Raw genomic sequence first — 19,596 nt, 5'->3', positions numbered from 1 at the left:
TGCTGCTGCCTTGCTGCAATGTGGAGCTCTTTGCTTCTTTTTTCAGTCTTCCTTGTTTTTTCCTGAGACAAAAACACTAAGCTGTGAATAGATGGCTACGATCTCATCCATCGACATGCGCACGAGTCCACTGGATGACGGAGCAACAAATTCATGAATTTCCTTAACAATCGGGTCGTCTTGGAACCCCCATTCGGCTTTGGCACGCTGGCTGTACTGGGTGTATACCCCTTTCCCCACAAAACAGGCGATGTCTGGTCGGTATTCCTCCAGCTTTTGCCGTAAAATCTGCCGTCCCTCTGCATATTCTTCCTTCGTGATATCGTCCATGCCTCTTGTAGGCCGGGCCACAATATTCGTAAATCCGTACCCCAGCTTCAGCAACTCTCCATCTTCTTGTGCATCATATAAACGAGGGGTCAATCCGGAACGTTCAAGTATGCGCCAGAAACGATTTCCTTTGTAAGCGTAATGATGACCCGTCTCTCCAGACGTGATGCTGGGATTGAAACCGATAAATATGATCGATAAACCATAATCCAGATGATCTGGAATCATAATGAAAAGCCCCCCTTATTTTTTTAGTCATTTACATCTTTCATCAGTGTCAGCATTTTGCATAATTCGATTCTAATCGTTCCCGGGTACAAGATATTGACGAATAGAACCATTTCGATCTATATCTTGCTGATTGAAAGTCACTCTTTGGATTTTTGCAAAATACTCGTCTATAAAATGATATAATGGGTGAAGTATTTTCGAAATCGGACTGAAATTTTCATGAAAAAGGAAGCTGAACTGATGATTGCAGACATCATGCTTGAAGTCGTCCTGCCCGTCTTTCTCCTGATTGCCGTCGGGTCCTGGATGCAAAAGGTGTTCAAGTTGGACTTGTACACCCTCGCCAAAATCAATTTCTATTGTATTACCCCCGCAGCCGTCTTTATGAGCATGTATCACTCCGATATGTCGGGGGAATTGCTCGGTACCGTTACGCTTTTTTACGCCTTATATGTAGTTATTCTCTATATTGTGGGGTCTGTGTTCGCACGCTCGCTTCGCATGAATAAAGGCATGAAGGCCGCCTTCAACAACAGTATCATGCTGGACAACGCAGGTAATTATGGTCTGCCCATCAACTCTCTGGTGTTTCGCGGTGATCCGCTGGCCTCTTCCATTCAGGCGCTGGTCATGTCGCTGCAATCCCTGCTGACTTTCACTTATGGCGTGTTGTCCATTCAGGGTGCGAAGCTCAAAGGCAATTACCGTGCAGTGATCATTGGATTTCTAAAAATGCCCGTTCCTTATGCACTGTTGCTCGGCATTTTGTTTCATATGGGAAATATTCCATTGCCAACCTTTCTATCCATGCCGCTAACCTATGCTCAGCAAAGTATGGTCGCTGTAGCATTGTTGACACTCGGCGCTCAAATTGTAAAATATCCAATCCGCCTGTATCGCCTTGATGTGTATATTAGCACATTTCTGCGTTTGCTGATTGGCCCGGCCATCGGGATTTCGATTGTACTGCTGCTTGGTTTGCAAGGTATCGCTGCTCAGGCTCTGATTATCGCATCCGGTATGCCTACCGGAGTCAATGCGTCCATTCTGGCCGAGGAGTATGATAACGAGCCAGATTTTGCGGCCCAGACAGTTTTGATCTCGACGCTGCTTAACATCATTACCATTACCGCACTGATTTCGTTTGCGAAGACGTTCTGACCTTATACGCAAAAAAACTAGTCCACTCTCCCTTATGGAGCTGTGGACTTTATTTTGTCTGAGGAGAAGCCAACACAATCAAAAAAAGTTCAAACGCAGCCTTACCCGGATGCGCTTGAACTTCCTTTGTTAATGAATATTCCATCTAATCTAGTCTATTTGTATAACGACCAACCCTAAGAAAACTACGATTCACATGTCGTTCGTTCAGGGAACTTGCCGCCTTCTCTGAACAAACATCGAACCAAGCGCTGCGCGGCCCGATTGAAATAAAAACTTGGACTCACTCCCTCCACCTGAACAGGCTCCAGCTCCTTCACACTTTCCTTAACCTTATTCATTTCAATGAGTCCCATCTTCCGCTCATCCGGTCCGAATCGATAAATAACCTTTTCATCGTCTTCCGTCTGTTTCACCAGCAGAATCATTGACGCCATACAGGTTACCTCCTATCGTTACGTTGTGATTCCAATGACCACTTGCTTACTATTAATTATTACCCAGAACGGACTGGAAACCTATAGGGCTTTAGTTATTTATATCAACGTTAAAACTCCTAATTTTAATTATCTTGAATGAAATATTTTGCCGAAAAATAAACAAAAACAGGCTTGGATATACCAAACCTGCCCTAATACCTTGCATTCAAAGGAACCATAAGTCTCATGCTTCACCGATCCCATTACAAACGTGGGTCCACCGGTTCAGACTCATGATGTGTAAATACGCACGACCTTGTATTTTAATCGTACGCCCCCGCCCACACCTCTTGCAGCGCAAAACGGAAAATCCGGTCGAGTTCTTCATATTGAATAATCTGTTCATTCTCCAGTTGGGAGGCCAGTTGTTCAAAATGCGCGATCTTCTCTGCCAAAAAAGTCTGTATCGCTGGCAGCTGTGGTTCCAGATCGAGTTCCTCGCCTGCCTTTTTCCGGCGCAGCAGCTCATGGATTTCCGTATAGAGCGGCGCGCTCTGAGGAACAAGTTCCTCAACCAGCTCTTCGAATGCCATCGGCGGCATCGCATCATAACGTTCGATCCAGCCACAGGCCAGCAGTGGGCGCAGTACATAGAAATACTTTTTGATCTTCACCTGCTCACCCTGCAAGTAATCCCGGAAGTTTCCCTTCGCCATATTCAGATAATGGTACATACAGGACTTTGGTGAGAAGGTCAAAGGCGATAATGCACGAATATGCTCTGCCACACTGTAGGGTTCGTCATACTGAATCGGGGATTGTAACCACTCCAGCAGCGGTGGATTCGACTTGCGAAACAGCTTCAAGGCTTTGCGCAAATCCCAACCATTGATATCGAGCTGTTCACTGATCGGGCGTTCGATAACATCTCTTTGTTCTTCAATGGACAAGTACCAATCCAGCGGTCTCACATACAGGAAACGAACATCATAATCGCTGTCCTGTGAAGGAAACCCCCATGCCCGGCTGCCCGATTCACAGGCATAGATGATCCGTACGTTTTCCTCCTGTTCAATCTGCTTCAGCTGTTGTCTAATCGTATCTCTCATTTCTTTATGAACATGAGTCATCTCCATCACCTCCACATCTCTAATCTAAATATCCATCGCTCGCACTCGGTTCGCCAGTGTATCATATCCCGCTATAGTCTCAGCAATATACGTTAGTACCGTTTCACTCCAGCCGTAGATATAAAAGGTTTTACCATCCCGTGGCGGCACCATGGCCTGCTGATAAGGTGCAATATCCACGATAAATGCTTTCAGGTCCGGATTCATCATCCGGCGATAACGTTCAAGCTCAGCATATAACGGACTGCCTTCATTCTGCTGTTCATCGGTAATCATAATGATCTGATCCACTTTCTCTCCAATATCCCGAAGCTCTCGGACAGGCCGTCCCGTATCGGTTCCGCCTTGTGCACGAATCCGGTGAGCTTGGGAAAGGATGCTTTCATCCATTTTGGGACGAGCATCCTCAACCATATGGTCGAATAACCAGAACAGCGAGTTGCCTCGTGTTTGTTTATATAGCGCCAGTGCCAGCACCGATCCAATCCGCAAATAATCCCCTTGCATAGAACCGGATCGATCCAGGAAAATGGCGGTTCTTCCCGGCAGCGATGGCAGGTTGCCAATGGATAGCTCCACCGCTTCCCGCAAAGCATAGCGCAGCTCTTCCCTTGCGATCATTTCATACGCACTGGCGAATCGAAAAGGTAGGATGCGCGACTTGCGCAGGGCTTCCGCATCCGTTAGACGGCCCGTTACGTATTCGATATTTTTGTTTTTTTCAAAAACTCCCGCCCGATCCATTGCATTCAGATGACGCAACAATGCAAAGGTCGGCATCTGGGACATCAACGCCTCCCATACCGTACGTGTCGGCTGCATGATGGATGTGACCACCGAATACGGCAGTTTGCCTTTTTCGATCAGATGCATCCGACTCGCCGGGTTTGGAATAGCTTTCAGCTCTTCCAGCGCCTGCAACTGCGGCAGTTCCGTTAGATCCACCTCATGTCCTCGCAAATAACGGAACAGGGCTTGTTGCTTCATATCTGTCGGCTTGGGGTGTGCCGTAGCGATCATATCGCCCAGACTGTATCCACGTCCGCGCCCGTTGTATTTGATCGCCCAATATTCAGTAATGCTGTTCAAAAATTGACTTACCTGACGCTTCACCGCTCGACCGCCCTGCCCCCGACCTGTTCCTCTTAGAATCGTCAGAAAATCGGCCAAGTCAGCCGGTGTCTGTACGACCTTGGAGAATATCTTCGCAAACTGATCCGGCTCCACCTTGGACAACAGTGCCAGACCGTACAGAGGCTGTAAACGCATCAAGCCTTCATTACGAGCATAGACCAGCGCCCGAGCCATAAACCCTGCATCGACCTCAGCCATCTCCTGATGACTGACCATCGCATCGTCCATCAATTGCTGTGTATCTGCATAAAACGTATTGTTCAATGTATTGGTCATCAACATCTGTATATATTGTTCCTCCACCAAACGCTCATAGGCTCCGTATCCCCCATGATTACGTGTCGTTGGCTGAGGTTGATTGAATAATTGTTTCGCTCTGCTCATCACTCATGACCTCCCGGTGTGAGTCTATTTACTGATATTCCATAATAAAATGTTCCGAGGAAAAAGGTGGGAAGGTATAATACCCGCTCTACCGCTGAGCTACACCGCCATGAACGGCGGCGATTGGATTCGAACCAACGACCTGGTCGATTAACAGTCGAAGTAACCCTCCCTGGCGCCTCGGAACCTTGATCCGCAGAGCTTGTTGCCGCCCCGCTTCACAACCTTATTATGCCTCACACATTTGCACGCGAACATGGCGAAAGTATGGCGACGAATCCATTTCATCACTCATTAAATTAAAATGAAACCCGTCACTCATCCTGATACAATGAAGGGATAACAAGGAGTGAATGCTCATGGCTAAAGAGAGCTTTGACAAAGAAATTCAATTTCTGCGCATGCTGTCCCTGACAAGTGGTGCGTATAACCGTAAACAGTATGCCGAACGGCTTGGCATATCCGTACATACTTTTGATAAAACCCAACGCAGATTAAAAGAAATCATGCAAACCGTCGCGGACCAACGCTCAGGCTCGGAACAAAACAAAGAAATGGCAGATCTCGTACGCTTCCAATATGGAGAATCTGCTGAACCCATGCTGCTCTTCCTCTTTCGCGCCAAGTCGATGAAAGAGACTGAAGTGCAGCGACTTTCCGTTCTTTTGCATACCCTTCAAGATCAAGCTTTAACCGCTATGGAATTACTGGACGCCTGCTGCGCAGATCTGCCAGAGGATTTGGCGCTGCCTGACGAGAAGACCATTCGCTCCGATCTGAAGTATTTGGAAGAAGTCGGGGTGATTCGCAAGGAATCTGGCGGCAGACCTTACCGTTACCTTTTGCAGCAGGACGTACTTACGGGTCTAACCGTGGAAGAACAGCTGGAGCTGTATGATTTTGTGGATATTATGGCCAACACCCAGGTTCCGTCTGTTCAAGGATATATACTGCGCGACAGTCTCAAAAAAGCCATTGCCGCAAGCTATCCGCAGGAAGAAGCCACCGAGCCATTTATATATAAATACCATTATTATTCCCGCATTCTGGACGAAGCACATCTATACACGCTGCTTAGTGCGATTCGCCAGCGCAAACATGTGCAGTTCCTGTACTATTCACCCAAAAAACCGTCCAGCTACAGCTCACAGAATACGAATCCACGTTTTGAACGGGAAGCAGGCGGACGATCCAACCGGATCTTACCGCTTGAAGTGGTCTATGATCATCAGTATGGCCGTTGGTATGTCATTGGATATCAGGGACGTCGTGGCTTTGTGAAATTTCGGATGGAAGGCATTACGCAGTTGGAGGAACAGGATTCAATTGAAGAAGAATATATGATTGAATTGAAGAAGCAGTGGGCCGAGATCAGCCGCTACAGCTGGCTGGTGGACACAGGAAACACCGTAACGGTTCAAGCGCGATTCTTTCATCCCCGGGACGGACAGCGCAACTTCATTCTGGATCGGGTTCGTTTGCAAGGCCAGTGGGGAACGATCACGCCCGAAACGGAACATACCTTTCTCTATGAAATTCAGGTCAACGGTACCACCGAGATTAAGCCGTGGCTTCGGAGTTTTGGATCAAGCTGCGAGGTGATTGCTCCACAGAGGCTGCGTCAGGAGATGATTAAGGAATGGAAGGAGATTGCGCAATATTATGAATCTGTTCGAGAAGATGTTCAACTACCAGATGATGACGAGATTGAATGAAACCGGACTGTTCACTTGGACTTCACAGGAACGAGCTTGGCTGCGCATGATGCTGAATCACCCTGCCGCACCAGAAGCGCTGAGCCCGGATACGTTACACAAACTGCATGACATGCTGGATGGGGAGCAGGAGATGGACCTCCGGGATTACCTCACTGAGAAGGCCAAAAGTGAAGAAAACAGCGTTTTTCACCCGCTGCTCAAACCATTGCGGCAGATCATTTTACAACATCAGGGGTTTCGTTTGACAGGGCGTGTCCGCAACGGGCGAATCAGTTCGGATCAGTTCGGATTTCCCTACAAGCTCGAATATTCCATGGTCAAAAAAGAATGGTACGTGCTCTGGTATGCCCCGCTCTACAGCAAACTGATGTCGACCAAGCTGCACAGCATCACTGCCGTTGAAGCCCAACTTCTTCAACCGGAGGCCGCTTCGGAATACGCTGACAAAATCGCGATTTTAACGGAGAAGCGGAAGACAACCGTAACGATCGAAGTGCTGCCGGAGTTCAATCAGGAGTTGTCGCGAATTCTGTATGCCTTCTCCTGCTTTGAGAAACAGGTGGAATATGTGGAAGCAGAACAGACATACCGTATTGAACTGACCATTCCGCGGAATGAGGTGGATTATGTGCTTTCCAAAATGCGTTTCCTAGGCAAACGGGTACGGATTGCAGACAATGCTGCACTTCGAGAGCGAATGTCTGAGACAGCCGCCAAAGTATTGGCACGTTATACAGAATCCGAGTCTGAAGCACCGCCTGAACGGACTTCTGGAGGAGGACGGAGCCACCACGAAGAGAAACCTATTTTAAAGACGGAAGGCAGTGATTCCGCATAGCTCATGTTAGTTGTGATTCGTTAAACGTCCAACTTGTGCAAACGGGGACAAATAGCGTGTGTTCGTTTCATTAGATTAAAATAATACAAAAAGGGCTGTCCCCCTTTATGCTAATGACCTAAGGGACAGCCTCTTTGTTCATATGTTTTGTCTACGCGCCACTACCGGCAGCCGAATTCCTCCTTTTATTAATCGCATGCACACCCATCACAACCGCGATCAATTCATACGTACCCAGATGTTCTGATTGGTTATCTAACACAAACGCGCCAGAACCGAACCAGCCACTTGTACGCCTGAAGCTTGCCACAACTTTACCGCCCATCCCGGTGATATCATATTCATGTGAAAACGCCGGCGCGGAGACATCATACACACCACGCGATCCTGCATCGTACTCATACTTTTTACTGAAGAAGCTGATTCTCGCCCGTAAGACACCCCATTCCCTTCCATCGGCTGAGGTCACATCCCAACGGTTACTTAACATGCGGAATTTACCACTGCAGATGAGTCCCGATTTATCGAATACATCAAGCGATGAACCAAAGGCACTTTTCAAATCGAGATGACCTGCCTGTTCCTGTTCTTCGTTCATAATCTCGGTGTACCCCGCATTAAAGAAATTATCTCTGAAATAGAGTTCCATGGAATCCCTCCCTTACAAGAAATAAATTTTCTCCCTTATTGTAAAACGACATATATCCCTATTTACGTATAAGAACTGGAAAATGCTTCAAATAAAAAAATCTGCCAGCTAAACTGCAGCTGACAGCATCTTAACTTAAACTTCAACTTTTTTATTATTCAGATACACGGCAACACCAACCAAAATCACAGCCACGATGATTTCAAAGATGATACTTGCCCACGTTCCATCTGACCATGTAATCCGATTGGACGTAAAGGAGAGCGCTGTGCTTTCTTCAGTGAAATGAAATAATTCGTTTGAATTAAAGCGACCCGAGAAGATGATATTCTCCAGCCAGCTAATGACATTGATTAGTACGAAAAATGCGACAATACTAATCCATGGTCCTGTTTTAAAGCGGAAGCTGCCCCCAATCGAAATGGAGAGGAAGATGATTATGATACAGAATATAGCCACCCACCAGAGAAACAGCAGCACATTAAGAATCTCCGAAACATGAATACCCGAATCGTTCATGTAGCTGGTAAAGTTAATCCCTGTATGCGTTGTACTGTAAATAAAGTAGTGAATGGCAGCAACAGCCATTAAGCCCAGCCAGCAGAGTGTTCCGAATATGATCGGAGACAAGACGTGAGACAGCCCTGTTACCGGCACAAGACGGCGGTTGAACGAACGGATATTGGATCGGTATGTCTTGATCATTTTCACATAAATGGCCACACCTGCTCCGACATATGCAATGATACCTACAAGACTCCCTGTTACTTCAGAAAAAAACAATGCCAGCCCAATCTGAACGATAATCAATACGGCTAGCCCAGCCAACAATGTATTCCAATTCCTTCTAAAGTCATACTTCAGCAGTGTCATCATTCCGCATAGACCTCCTTGAACATTTCATCCACACTTTTACCGTACTTGAGACGCAGTGTCTCCACTTCTTCCCGCATCACCAATTCACCTTCACGGATGAAGATCACTTCATCAAAAATTCGTTCAATATCCGTTACAAGATGTGTAGAGATGATCAGACTGCTGTCTTCGTCATAGAACTTCACAATCGCATCCAGAATTTTGCCACGGGCAACCGGGTCTACCCCGCCAATCGGTTCATCGAGCAGATAAAGACGAGCTTTACGGGAAAGAGCAAGTGTTAATTGCAGTCGTTCATTCATGCCTTTCGATAGATGTCTTACCTTTTCTCCCTCTCCAAGCTTCATGAAATCAAGCATTTCTCTCGCTTTCTCTTGATCAAAATCAGCGTAGAAATCGCGGTAATACGCAATCGCGTCCCGTACCTTCATCCAACTCTCGGTTAACGGGCGGTCCGGCATAAAGGATACCAGTGACTTCGTTTCCAAGCCTACCGCCTTTCCCGTAACACGAACATCTCCACTGCTGGGGTGCAGAAGCCCTGCAACCAATTTCATCAAAGTACTTTTACCGCTGCCGTTACTGCCCAGCAGACCTACAATTCGGCCTGGTGCAATATCAAGCGTGATATCATGAAGGGCTTTCTTGCCGCCATACGTTTTGCTCACATGGTTCAGCTCAAGAATATTACTCATTCACTGTTCCTCCTCTTCCATCGCCATTCAGTGATTGCTTTCCTTCTGCAACAGCATCCGCCACGATATTTACGATATCCTGTTCTTCAATTCCCAGCTCCTGCATTCCTGTCAGAAAACGCTCCAGCAATTCGCCAGCCATCTCTTTTTTGATCGTCATAATTTTCGACTCCTCACTTGTCACGTATCGGCCCAGACCTCGCTTGGTTTCAACCACTTCTTCCCGCTCCAATTCCTGAAATGTTCGCTGTACTGTATTGGGATTGATCTGTAATTCGGCCGCGAGCTCACGAACCGAAGGAATTTTATCGCCTGCCTTAAGTGTTCCGGTCACAATCTGTCTTTTGATGTACTGCATAATCTGCAGATAGATTGGCAAGTTGTTGTCAAATTCAATGCTCACAATGTCCTCGCTCCTCCCTGTATCTGTGTGTTAGTTACATAGTACACTAGTGATTTGATGTTGTAAAGCCCATTTATTTAAAATGGCTTCAAATGCAAAAAAAGGGCTGTCTCAAAAAATTCCGCCTCGCTCCAAGCGCTAACGAACCTACCGCACCTTAAAAGGCGGATTATCAACGCTTGTAAATTTAACGAACCTCCGTAACGCTATTTCGTCATAACACGTTGCCAAAATCTAAAAAATCGACCGAATCGACGAAATAACGTCTCTGTGATTCGTTAGATCTCAGATCTGGGCAGACGGGAGCGAATAGCGTGTCTAATGTTCATTAAAACAAAATAACACGAATAAGGGATGTCCTCTGTCATATTCATGACTGATGGGACATCCCCTAATCTTCCAACTACATTCATTGTATGATGTTATTGGTCTGACAAGAAGTTTTTACACAATATCCAAAGGCACTTTGCCCTTAGGTGCAGGGAATGCCTCATTCAACCGAACAATTTCATCTTGGGTCAAAATAATGTCCATTGCCGCAGCATTTTCGGCAACATGTTCCAGCTGTACAGCTTTCGGAATCGCCAGTATGTCTCCATCCCTGATAACCCAGGATAACGCAATTTGGGAGGGACTGACACCTCGATCCTTGGCAATCTCCTGAATGACTGCATGCTCCAGTAATTCTTTGCGAAGTCTACCACCTTGGGCCAGCGGACAATATGCCATCACAGGAATACGGCGTTCCCTCAACCAGGGAAGAAGCTCGTATTCTATACCACGAGAAGCTGCATGATACAGCACCTGATTCACTGCACAATGCTGACCAGCTGGAATGTTCCAGAGCTCCTGCATGTCCTCAGTATCCAGATTCGAGACACCCCAGCGCAGAATTTTGCCTGATTGTTTCAACTGTTCCAGAGCTTCAACCGTCTCTTCCAACGGCACACCTCCACGCCAGTGCAGCAGGTATAGATCCAGGCGATCTGTACCCAGACGCGAAAGGCTGCGCTCACAAGCAGTAATCATCTGCTTCCGATCCGCATGATGAGGATACACCTTGGATACCAGGAATACATCATCGCGACAGTCTGCTATCGCCTCACCAGTGACCTCTTCCGCCCCGCCTTCTGCATACATCTCGGCCGTATCTATCACTGTCATTCCACGTTCAATGCCATAACGCAGTGCCTGAACTTCTTCTCTCCGACTGGATTGTTTCTCACCCATGTACCATGTTCCCTGTCCGATTGCAGGCAGTGTTGTCCCATCGGGCAGCTGGATCGTACGCGTTTGATTTCCTTGTTGCATCTTTACTCCTCCAATCTGAGAATACTCTAATCCGAGAATACTGATTCTATTCTGACCATACGGTATCTCTTTGTTATCTATTCATTATGGGGCAGATCCGGGCTATAGCCTTCATTCGATCGTTCCCAACGCTCAATCATCATGTAATACAGCTGATCCAATGGTAACGTGAGGCTGTTCTGGACAATACTTACCGTAGCATCGACCATGCTGCTGTTTACCGTCATTAATTTGCGTTTCATCCCATTCTGGCGATCCAGAAATGCCTTTTCATCCCACAGTTTAATCCCAATCATCTTCTGTCCCATGAATTCATACATAAAAATATTCTCAACATCTTTCCAGGCAATGAACCCTCCCGATGTGTAAGACGATGAATCCACAAACCCATGCTCATCGAGAACAAAGGAAGGTTCCTTCTTAATCATCTTCACCAGGCTGTAGCAGAGACAAAGCCCAAAAAACAAAATGGATAACAAGCCTATAACGGAAGAAATGACAGACTCCTTGGCTGAAGAATCATCAAACATCAGAAAAAATCCGGCTGCTACAAAAAGTGCCGCCCCCACGGTAAGCCATACCATGCGTTTCCGACTCGGGTATTCCACGTGCTGTTGTTCATAGGGTGTGGACATGTGATGTTCCTCCTTCATGGTGACTGAGACATGTAAACTGGGTACAGCTCATTGAATGGGCTGTATGACCAAATATACTTAATTAGCATTGTCCATTAAACAAATTCAACTGGCATCAAACATCCATTCCAGACAACATTTTGTCCATTTCATGACTATTCAACAATTAGGATTCGTCACGCTTCCAATAATTCCTTTTCGGTAAAGGGGGAATTGTTAAGAAAGTGGAGTACGTTCGATCAGAATCGTGTTGTCCTGCCTCATGCTTTCCGTTAATATAAATGGAAAGCTTAGGAAATTAACACATTCTGAATTGTGGTGGGAGGACAAACAATGAAGAGTCTGCGCGGCATAACATCGGAAGATCTTTTTCAGATTACATGGGTTAACGATCCAACTCCGTCTCCTCAAAACGGACAATTGGTATATGTAAGCCGGAAAACAAATCAGGCACGGGACGGTTATTCTTCTCACCTGAGACTCCTTAATCTGGAGAACCAGAAGGACAGACCTTTCACATCCGGGGATAAGGATCACGCTCCTGTTTGGTCACCGGATGGTTCACAGCTTGCTTTTTTACGAGAGCATGAAGGCAAAACTCAAGTGTGGCTGATCGCCTCAGATGGTGGAGAAGCACAGCAAATCAGTCATTTGAAACATGGTGTCAGCTCCCTCCTCTGGTCACCGGATGGGCTCACTTTGCTTGTTAAATCATCTGTGGACTTAAGCGAAAAAGACGAAAATGAAACGGAAGACACAGATAAAAAACTGCTGCAAGAACTTGTCGTGGATCGAATTCGAATGAAATCTGACAGCCGTGGACTTTGGAACGGTAGACGAACCCATCTTTTCCGTGTTCCAATCGAAGGCGGAGAGGCGATCCCTGTAACTACAGGCCATTATGACGTTGGGGACTATGCGTGGTCACCGGATGGAGAGTCCGTTGCCTGGATTGCTCAGTTGCCGGAAGAAGGCGAGGAGCATAACGATTACACCCTGACGAACCATGTGTATCTCTCCAAGGCTGACGGATCTGACGTGCAGCAGTTGACTCCGGAAGGATACTCTTTCGGTAGGCTGACGTATGCACCCGATGGACAGTCCTTTGCGTTGCTTGCCAGCGACCGCTCCTATGGAAATGCTACGCTGGTCAAACTCTACACTCTTCCGATCGCGGGTGGCAAACCCACATGTATTAGCAAGGATTGGGATGTGCAGATGAATCACAGTATCGTTGGAGATATGCGTTCGCACCTGACGAATACGGGTCCTGTATTCAGTCGTGATGGTTCATCCATCCTCTGTCTTGCCACGATTGAAGGCAGCGTCCGGATTGCCCGTTTTGCACGGGACGGCAGTCATGCCGAATACATTTTGCCGGACGAGAAAGAGTTCTATCAGTTTGCTGAGCTGGAAAATGGACAGATCGTGGCAGCCGTAGCAGATGTACTCAATCCTGGCGATCTTTTTCTATATACTCAGCCTGAAGAGGCTGGAGTCGAGCCAATCCAATTGACCCATAGCAATCCCCAACTGGAAGAAGAGATTCAGCTTAGCACACCCGAGACCTTCTGGTTCGATTCCTCTGACGGCCTGCGACTGCAAGGATGGATATTGAAACCGGCAGGCATGGTGGAAGACGTCAAAGTCCCAACGATCCTTGAAATTCATGGTGGCCCACACATGATGTATGGGTTTACGTTTATGCATGAGTTTCAGATCCTCGCAGCACAAGGATACGCTGTTGTATATATCAACCCGCGAGGTGGGCTCGGATACGGGCAGCAATTTGTGAATGCCTGCCGGGGTGATTATGGCGGTGGAGATTACCGTGATCTGATGGAAGCGATGGATTACGCGTTGTCCCGATATTCGTTTATCGACGAATCACGTCTTGGTGTCACTGGCGGCAGCTATGGCGGCTTCATGACCAACTGGATTGTTGGACATACCAACCGTTTCAAGGCAGCCGTCACTCAGCGTTCCATTTCGAACTGGCTCTCGTTCTACGGGGTCAGTGATATTGGATTCTTTTTCACGGAGGACCAGATCGGCGGTAATGCATGGGATGACACTGAGAAGTTATGGAAACACTCTCCGCTGGCCTACGTGGGTAACGTCAGCACGCCACTGCTGATTTTGCATGGTGAGCAGGATCTGCGTTGTCCGATTGAACAGGCTGAACAACTATATGTTGCCTTGAAGCGGCGCAGACAAACCACTCGGTTCGTTCGTTTCCCGGGAGCCAATCACGAGCTGTCTCGTGGAGGTCACCCGCACTTAAGGGTACGTCGTCTGGAGCATATTGCCGGATGGTTCAATGAGCACTTGTAACGCGATCATAAGATCATAGGATATGTCATAAAAATGACTTCTCCATTCTCCTCATTTTCACCTGATTGAGAAGTATCGAGGATCAGCCAAAACCACCAGTAGAAGCGGTCATACTCATGACCTTCTCTGGTGGTTTTTACTGTATGAACGTTTGGGATATGGAACCATTATTGCGTTATTATTCGCACGCTCGAATTGTTGTTCATACATGAATAAAATCCCGGTTGCAGCTCGATATATAACAAATCCCAACTATGGGTCACAAGTTGCGAAATCACCAGAAATATTAGATAATAATCTGTCGATTGTAGTCGAAGGAACGGATTATCAAGGGGGATTTGAGCAATGAGCAAGAACAATAATCATACATTTGACGAGCCGATTAGTCGGCTCTCCACGGGATCAGAGAAATGGGATGCGCTTGAAGAGATTTTTGGCGTCGCAGATGCGCTCCCCATGTGGGTTGCTGATATGGATTTTGCCGCTCCACCATCAGTCATTCAGGCGTTGAAGACTCGAATGGAGCATGGGATTTTTGGCTATACAGTGCGAACAGATGCGTATCATGCAGCGCTATCGGGATGGATGGAGCGACGTCACAACTGGAGTATTAACGATGAATGGGTTGTATTCACCCCAGGTATTGTGCCTGCACTCAGCATTGCCGTACAACGGTTCACCGAACCGGGAGATGCAATAGTGATTCAGACGCCGGTATACGCCCCCTTCTATGAAGTGGTGCGCGGTCAGGGCAGAGAACTGATGACCAATCCACTGGTGGAGAACGATGGACATTACGCTATGGATTTGGAACATCTGGAAGACTGCCTGAAGACCGGTCGCGTCAAAATGTTAATTCTGTGCAGTCCTCACAACCCGGTTGGACGGGTATGGAATCGTGAAGAACTTCAAAGCCTTGCTGCACTCTGCGTGCAATACAATGTACTCATCGTATCAGATGAAATACATGCCGATTTGGTCCATGAGCGCGGAACACATACACCGCTTGCTCAGATTTCTGAAGCTGTCGCTGATCTCAGCATCATCTGTACAGCACCAAGCAAAACGTTCAACATTCCAGGTCTCTGCACCTCCAATATCATTATCCCAAATGCCAAGCTGCGAGAATCATTCATGCAGGGCGTGAAAACGATGGGGCTTGCTAGCATCAGCACGTTGGGAGCTGTCGCTGCTGAAGCAGCCTATAACGGTGGTGAGGAATGGCTGGATGACTGTCTTGCCTATATCCGCGGAAATATGGAATACGTGCAGCAGTATGCTGCAGAGCATATGCCGCAAATCGGAATCAGGCTTCCGGAAGCCACTTATCTACTGTGGATGGATTTTCGGAAGCTGGATATTCCTCATGCACAACTATGTACGCTGCTGCTCAAGGAAGCGGGACTCGCCTTCAATGATGGAATTATCTTCGGAGCAGAAGGCGCAGGATTCATGCGCATGAATGTGGCCTGCCCACGATCAACCGTAGAAGAAGCCATGCGCAGATTGTCTGTGCTGGTGGGCAGGCTGTCGGATAAGTAAGTTGAAATACGTTAAAACTATTGAAGATGCTAACGAATCGGCATAAGGTGTCTACGATTCGTTCCAACACCGAAACTGTAGAATTGCGTCTCATAGCGCGCGCTCGGTTCGTTAAAATATTAGTTTCGTTAAAATCGCAAAAGGGGCTGTCCCTGTAGTCAAATCCATGATTCATGTTCATGATTGACTACTCGGACGCCCCTTTATATTGTAAAACGGTTTATACGTCACAAGCTATGAGTGTGGCATCTGCACAATCCGATCGCATAACCTGTCCAGCAACTCCCGATCATGGCTGATGATCAGCAGTCCCAGATTGCGCTGACGCGCGATACTCATCACGGTATGCCAGATCTGTGCCTGTGTGATCGCATCCAGCATGGTGGTCATCTCATCAGCGATCACGTAACGAGTTGCTGTGCCGAGTGCACGTGCAACGCAGAAGCGCTGCAATTCTCCGCCTGACAACTCACCGGGCCTTCGATCCAGCCAATTCATCTGGATACCCAAGTCATCGAGCAGCTCCTGATCCTCGATCATAGCTTCTTTCAAGACACGGCGCATCCGCCAGCGTGGATTCACCGCTTTCTCCGGATGCTGGAATACAAGCTGAACGGGACAGGCTTCCGCTTTGGGAAGCGGCTGTCCATCCAGCAGCACCTGACCTTTCATCGGTTCCACATACCCTGCAAGGATACGCCCAAGACTTGTTTTTCCACATCCGCTGGGACCCCATAAGCCAACGACTTCCCCCTGCTGTACTTCCATACTTATATTCTGAAATACCCAAGCACCTTTACCATAACGATAACTTGTCTTTCTAGCCTCAAGTGGCATGAATGCACCTCACTTCCCCGCCGCGAACCTTACGCAGCTCAGGACGTTGATTCGTGCAAGCCATAGTCGCTCCGATGCAGCGCGGCGCAAATGAGCATCCTTCCACCTGTTGCTGGCCGGCTGCGGGCTGGGTACCGGACAGGGGTTGAAATTCATTTTGCGGCAGTGCATTCCAAAGCGCCTTTGTGTATGGATGTCGTAACCTTTCACCCTTTTCTGTAAAATCACAAACCTGCGCCGTTTCTACATTGGAACCTGCGTAAAATACACATATGCGGTCTGCTGCCGTCAAGGCAGTCGTAATATCGTGGGTAATCCACAGGATACCGACGCCTTCATTGGCCAATTGGCGAAAATGCTTCATCGTCTCAGCCAGCACCTCAGGATGAATGCCAGGCGTTGGCTCATCTGCAATAATGAGTTTTGGCTCCCCGGAGGTAGCCGTTGCCATCAGCACGCGCCGAGCCATACCACCTGACAGCTCAAACGGATATTTGCCCGACGTGCCCTGAGGCAATCCATAACGTCCCGTCAGTTCCTGCTCTGCCTTTTGCATCACAGTTCGGGGTCCGGTTTGGGTCGCAGACCGATGCTTACGCTCAGAACTACGGCTTACAGGTTGAACCTGTTTGCCTACCTTCAACAACGGGTCCAAATAACTGACCGATTGCGGAATATACACCAGTTCATCTCCACGCAGATGAAACTGCCGATCCTTGGTCAGGGGCTCGCCTGCATAGCTAATCCAGCCTTTTATCATCGCATTGGCAGGAAGAATGCCCATGATTGCCTGCGCCAGCACACTTTTGCCTGATCCACTTGCCCCTACGACAGCCACAATCTCCCCTTCACTCACAGACAGATTCAGGTCCTGAATAACTTGGGTCTCCTCGTGCCCAAACCATCCCCGAGCACGCCGGAATGAAACCGAAACTCCCTCCACTTCAAGAAGAGCCATGTCTACACCACCTCCCTTGAACTGCCGGTTCCCGTTAATGTCTTCAGACTACCGCCCAACACATCAAACGCACGGACAACCAACAACAATGCAAGACCTGGGAAAAAGGCCAACCACCACATCCCTGCGGACAAATATCTCATCGACTCCGATAAAATAATACCGATCGCTGGCTGCTGCGGCGACAGCCCCAGCCCCAGAAACGTAATCGCTGCCTCATGCAGAATGGCATGAGGGAAGATCAGCAGCACTCCCACGAACAGCTGCGGGATCAAATGAGGCAGCATGTGCTGCACCGCAATACGAATTCGCGAATGACCCAATCTGCGTGAGATGTGAATATATTCTGCTGATCTCAGCTGAATCATCTCTGCCCTTACAATCCGGGCCAGATTCGGCCAATGGGTCAGGGCAATGGCTAACGCTACTCCTGGCAAACCCCCACCGAATACAAAAGCCAACATCACCAGCGATACCAGGTGCGGTACGCTCAGGAAAAGATCAATGATCCATGAAATGATCCGGTCCGCAGCTTTCCCTGAAGCAGCAGCAAGACCCAGCAAAAGAGCGATAAGTCCGCCGCCACAAGCCGCGAGTACCCCCACCTGAATGCTCGTTGCCAATCCTTTCAATGTGCGCATGAACATATCTCTTCCCAGCCAATCCGTACCGAAAGGATGTGCCCAGGCTGGAGCTAGATTCCGATCCATTAATGAGGTCAGTGTCGATTCAGCCGGAAGCAGTCTGCCTGTCAGCCACACGGTGGCAATCCAGATCACACCCAGGCCACCCCAGATCATCGCCCATTTGCGCGGATTACGAAAACGAGGAGTACTGCCACCTGAATAACCTTTCCCACCATGAGTACGTGGATGTACTGACCTCCAATTTCTCTTGTTCACTGCCTCCCTATTGGCAGAGTTTACTTTCGAGTGCTGTTCAGTCTGGGGTGCAGATGGGGAGGGACGTTCCATTGTCTGTTTCATCTTATCGTCTCCTCCTTAATCCGTGGATCAATGAGCCGATAAAGAATGTCGGCAATCAGATTTCCTGCAAACACAAATACCGCACTGCACAGCACAAGTCCCAGCAGCAGCGGCACGTCACCGCGTAATCCCGCCTGGACTGTTGCTTGACCCAATCCGGGATAGGAAAATACTTGCTCTGCGAGCACAGCTCCACCGAACAATTCACTAAATGAAGCAAATTGCAGCGTCAACGCTGGCAGTACCACATGCCTGAACCCATGACGACGAAATAGTTGAACACCTTGCTCACCTCGTGCCCTTGCAAAAAGAATATAATCCGAGTCCAGCACATCCACCAGCTTCTGCCGGGTATGCAAGGCGATAGCGGCTACACCTGTCAAACTCAATGTAAGCGCAGGCAGTATCATGTGTATGACCCGATCGCTCCATGACACTTGATCTGCCGCCATGCCCGCAGGTACACCAAGCCCAATTGGCAGCCAGCCAAGCCACACACCGAATACCATGAGCAGTAACAGCGCGATCCAGAATACCGGCGTGGAAGCCAGTGTGTAACAGTACCAGCAAATCAGACGATCCAGCCGTGAATCCCGTTTCATGGCTGCAACGACACCCAGACCGAATCCAATCAGACCGGATAACACCCATGCCACCGCCATAAGAGCGACAGAATTCATGAATCGTTCCTGGATGATGTCCGCAACCGGCTGTCTATAGATCATCGATGTTCCCAGATCACCCTGAATCAGTGCCTGTCCCCAAGTAAGCAGCCGTTCTGCGGGTGAATCATTGAGCCCCCAACGTTCCTCAATAAGACTGCGCTGCTCTGCGCTCACCCTAATCATATCTCCACCAATGTAGGCCTCAACCGGGTCCACTGGAGAGAACTGCATCAATATAAAAGACACCACGCTGACTCCCACCAGCAAAGATAAAAGACGCAGCATTTTAAATCCGACAAATCTGGCCCATTCCATCCTGTCCTCCATCCAATCTCTCCCCAATTCAGGCTAAAGCTAATA

General features: G+C 48.1%; 19 protein-coding genes and 1 tRNA gene. 5 read left to right on the top strand and 15 right to left on the bottom strand.

Annotated elements, in window-relative coordinates:
- Positions 1-42 precede the first annotated feature (42 nt).
- Complete coding sequence (locus tag MHB49_RS06685) at positions 43-558, bottom strand: mismatch-specific DNA-glycosylase (RefSeq protein WP_405155536.1); 516 nt, start codon at positions 556-558, stop codon at positions 43-45.
- A gap of 243 nt (positions 559-801) precedes the next feature.
- Between MHB49_RS06685 and MHB49_RS06680 the strand changes: the two genes are divergently transcribed.
- Positions 802-1,722 carry an AEC family transporter gene (locus MHB49_RS06680; protein WP_405157059.1) on the top strand — a complete coding sequence of 307 codons (921 nt, stop codon included), beginning with the start codon at positions 802-804 and terminating at the stop codon, positions 1,720-1,722.
- A 185-nt stretch (positions 1,723-1,907) separates the two neighbouring features.
- Here the strand turns inward: MHB49_RS06680 and MHB49_RS06675 are convergent, their stop codons facing one another.
- From MHB49_RS06675 to MHB49_RS06660, 4 genes are all read right to left on the bottom strand, one after another.
- On the bottom strand, positions 1,908-2,159 hold the full coding sequence (locus MHB49_RS06675; RefSeq protein WP_247901108.1) for a hypothetical protein: 252 nt from the start codon (positions 2,157-2,159) through the stop codon (positions 1,908-1,910).
- Between the two features lie 305 nt (positions 2,160-2,464).
- Positions 2,465-3,271, bottom strand: coding sequence for a nucleotidyltransferase domain-containing protein (locus MHB49_RS06670; RefSeq protein ID WP_405155535.1), 807 nt, complete (start codon positions 3,269-3,271; stop codon positions 2,465-2,467).
- A 24-nt stretch (positions 3,272-3,295) separates the two neighbouring features.
- The gene (locus MHB49_RS06665; protein WP_405155534.1) at positions 3,296-4,789 is read right to left on the bottom strand and encodes a TROVE domain-containing protein; all 1,494 of its coding nucleotides are present in this window, start codon (positions 4,787-4,789) and stop codon (positions 3,296-3,298) included.
- A gap of 114 nt (positions 4,790-4,903) precedes the next feature.
- Positions 4,904-5,002: transfer RNA gene (locus MHB49_RS06660), tRNA-Asn, on the bottom strand.
- 146 nt (positions 5,003-5,148) lie between these two features.
- Here MHB49_RS06660 and MHB49_RS06655 point away from each other — a divergent pair.
- Positions 5,149-6,504 carry a helix-turn-helix transcriptional regulator gene (locus tag MHB49_RS06655; protein WP_405155533.1) on the top strand — a complete coding sequence of 452 codons (1,356 nt, stop codon included), beginning with the start codon at positions 5,149-5,151 and terminating at the stop codon, positions 6,502-6,504.
- Positions 6,452-7,345 (top strand): WYL domain-containing protein, encoded by an 894-nt coding sequence (locus MHB49_RS06650; RefSeq protein ID WP_405155532.1) that lies wholly within the window; start codon positions 6,452-6,454, stop codon positions 7,343-7,345. Before MHB49_RS06655 ends, MHB49_RS06650 begins: the two co-directional genes overlap by 53 nt.
- A 151-nt stretch (positions 7,346-7,496) precedes the next feature.
- Here MHB49_RS06650 and MHB49_RS06645 read toward each other — a convergent pair whose 3' ends face one another.
- From MHB49_RS06645 to MHB49_RS06620, 6 genes are all read right to left on the bottom strand, one after another.
- Complete coding sequence (locus tag MHB49_RS06645) at positions 7,497-7,994, bottom strand: hypothetical protein (RefSeq protein WP_405155531.1); 498 nt, start codon at positions 7,992-7,994, stop codon at positions 7,497-7,499.
- Between the two features lie 135 nt (positions 7,995-8,129).
- On the bottom strand, positions 8,130-8,870 hold the full coding sequence (locus MHB49_RS06640) for a hypothetical protein (protein ID WP_405155530.1): 741 nt from the start codon (positions 8,868-8,870) through the stop codon (positions 8,130-8,132).
- Positions 8,867-9,565, bottom strand: coding sequence for an ABC transporter ATP-binding protein (locus tag MHB49_RS06635; RefSeq protein WP_109997914.1), 699 nt, complete (start codon positions 9,563-9,565; stop codon positions 8,867-8,869). Before MHB49_RS06635 ends, MHB49_RS06640 begins: the two co-directional genes overlap by 4 nt.
- Complete coding sequence (locus MHB49_RS06630; RefSeq protein WP_405155529.1) at positions 9,558-9,968, bottom strand: GntR family transcriptional regulator; 411 nt, start codon at positions 9,966-9,968, stop codon at positions 9,558-9,560. The genes MHB49_RS06635 and MHB49_RS06630 overlap by 8 nt, the downstream gene beginning before the upstream one ends.
- A 444-nt stretch (positions 9,969-10,412) precedes the next feature.
- Positions 10,413-11,279 carry an aldo/keto reductase gene (locus tag MHB49_RS06625; RefSeq protein ID WP_405155528.1) on the bottom strand — a complete coding sequence of 289 codons (867 nt, stop codon included), beginning with the start codon at positions 11,277-11,279 and terminating at the stop codon, positions 10,413-10,415.
- Positions 11,280-11,356: 77 nt separating this feature from the next.
- Positions 11,357-11,914, bottom strand: coding sequence for an STM3941 family protein (locus MHB49_RS06620; protein ID WP_405155527.1), 558 nt, complete (start codon positions 11,912-11,914; stop codon positions 11,357-11,359).
- Positions 11,915-12,247: 333 nt separating this feature from the next.
- Between MHB49_RS06620 and MHB49_RS06615 the strand changes: the two genes are divergently transcribed.
- On the top strand, positions 12,248-14,248 hold the full coding sequence (locus tag MHB49_RS06615; RefSeq protein WP_405155526.1) for a S9 family peptidase: 2,001 nt from the start codon (positions 12,248-12,250) through the stop codon (positions 14,246-14,248).
- Positions 14,249-14,593: 345 nt separating this feature from the next.
- Positions 14,594-15,790, top strand: coding sequence for a MalY/PatB family protein (locus MHB49_RS06610; protein ID WP_405155525.1), 1,197 nt, complete (start codon positions 14,594-14,596; stop codon positions 15,788-15,790).
- Positions 15,791-16,024: 234 nt separating this feature from the next.
- Here MHB49_RS06610 and MHB49_RS06605 read toward each other — a convergent pair whose 3' ends face one another.
- The 4 genes from MHB49_RS06605 to MHB49_RS06590 are packed head-to-tail and all read right to left on the bottom strand — an operon-like array spanning position 16,025 to position 19,551.
- A complete protein-coding gene (locus tag MHB49_RS06605; RefSeq protein ID WP_405155524.1) occupies positions 16,025-16,627 on the bottom strand; it encodes an ABC transporter ATP-binding protein in 603 nt (200 codons plus the stop codon).
- Positions 16,617-17,585: an oligopeptide/dipeptide ABC transporter ATP-binding protein gene (locus MHB49_RS06600; protein WP_405155523.1), complete on the bottom strand. Its 969-nt coding sequence runs from the start codon at positions 17,583-17,585 to the stop codon at positions 16,617-16,619. The genes MHB49_RS06605 and MHB49_RS06600 overlap by 11 nt, the downstream gene beginning before the upstream one ends.
- A gap of 2 nt (positions 17,586-17,587) precedes the next feature.
- On the bottom strand, positions 17,588-18,571 hold the full coding sequence (locus tag MHB49_RS06595; protein WP_405155522.1) for an ABC transporter permease: 984 nt from the start codon (positions 18,569-18,571) through the stop codon (positions 17,588-17,590).
- Positions 18,568-19,551: an ABC transporter permease gene (locus MHB49_RS06590; protein ID WP_405155521.1), complete on the bottom strand. Its 984-nt coding sequence runs from the start codon at positions 19,549-19,551 to the stop codon at positions 18,568-18,570. The genes MHB49_RS06595 and MHB49_RS06590 overlap by 4 nt, the downstream gene beginning before the upstream one ends.
- Positions 19,552-19,596: the final 45 nt, after the last annotated feature.

It is taken from the genome of Paenibacillus sp. FSL K6-0108, from assembly GCF_045040695.1.
GTDB classification, from domain to species: domain Bacteria; phylum Bacillota; class Bacilli; order Paenibacillales; family Paenibacillaceae; genus Paenibacillus; species Paenibacillus pabuli_B.
The sequence above is the reverse complement of the archived record's forward strand: the minus strand, read 5'-3'. Positions and strand labels throughout refer to the sequence as shown.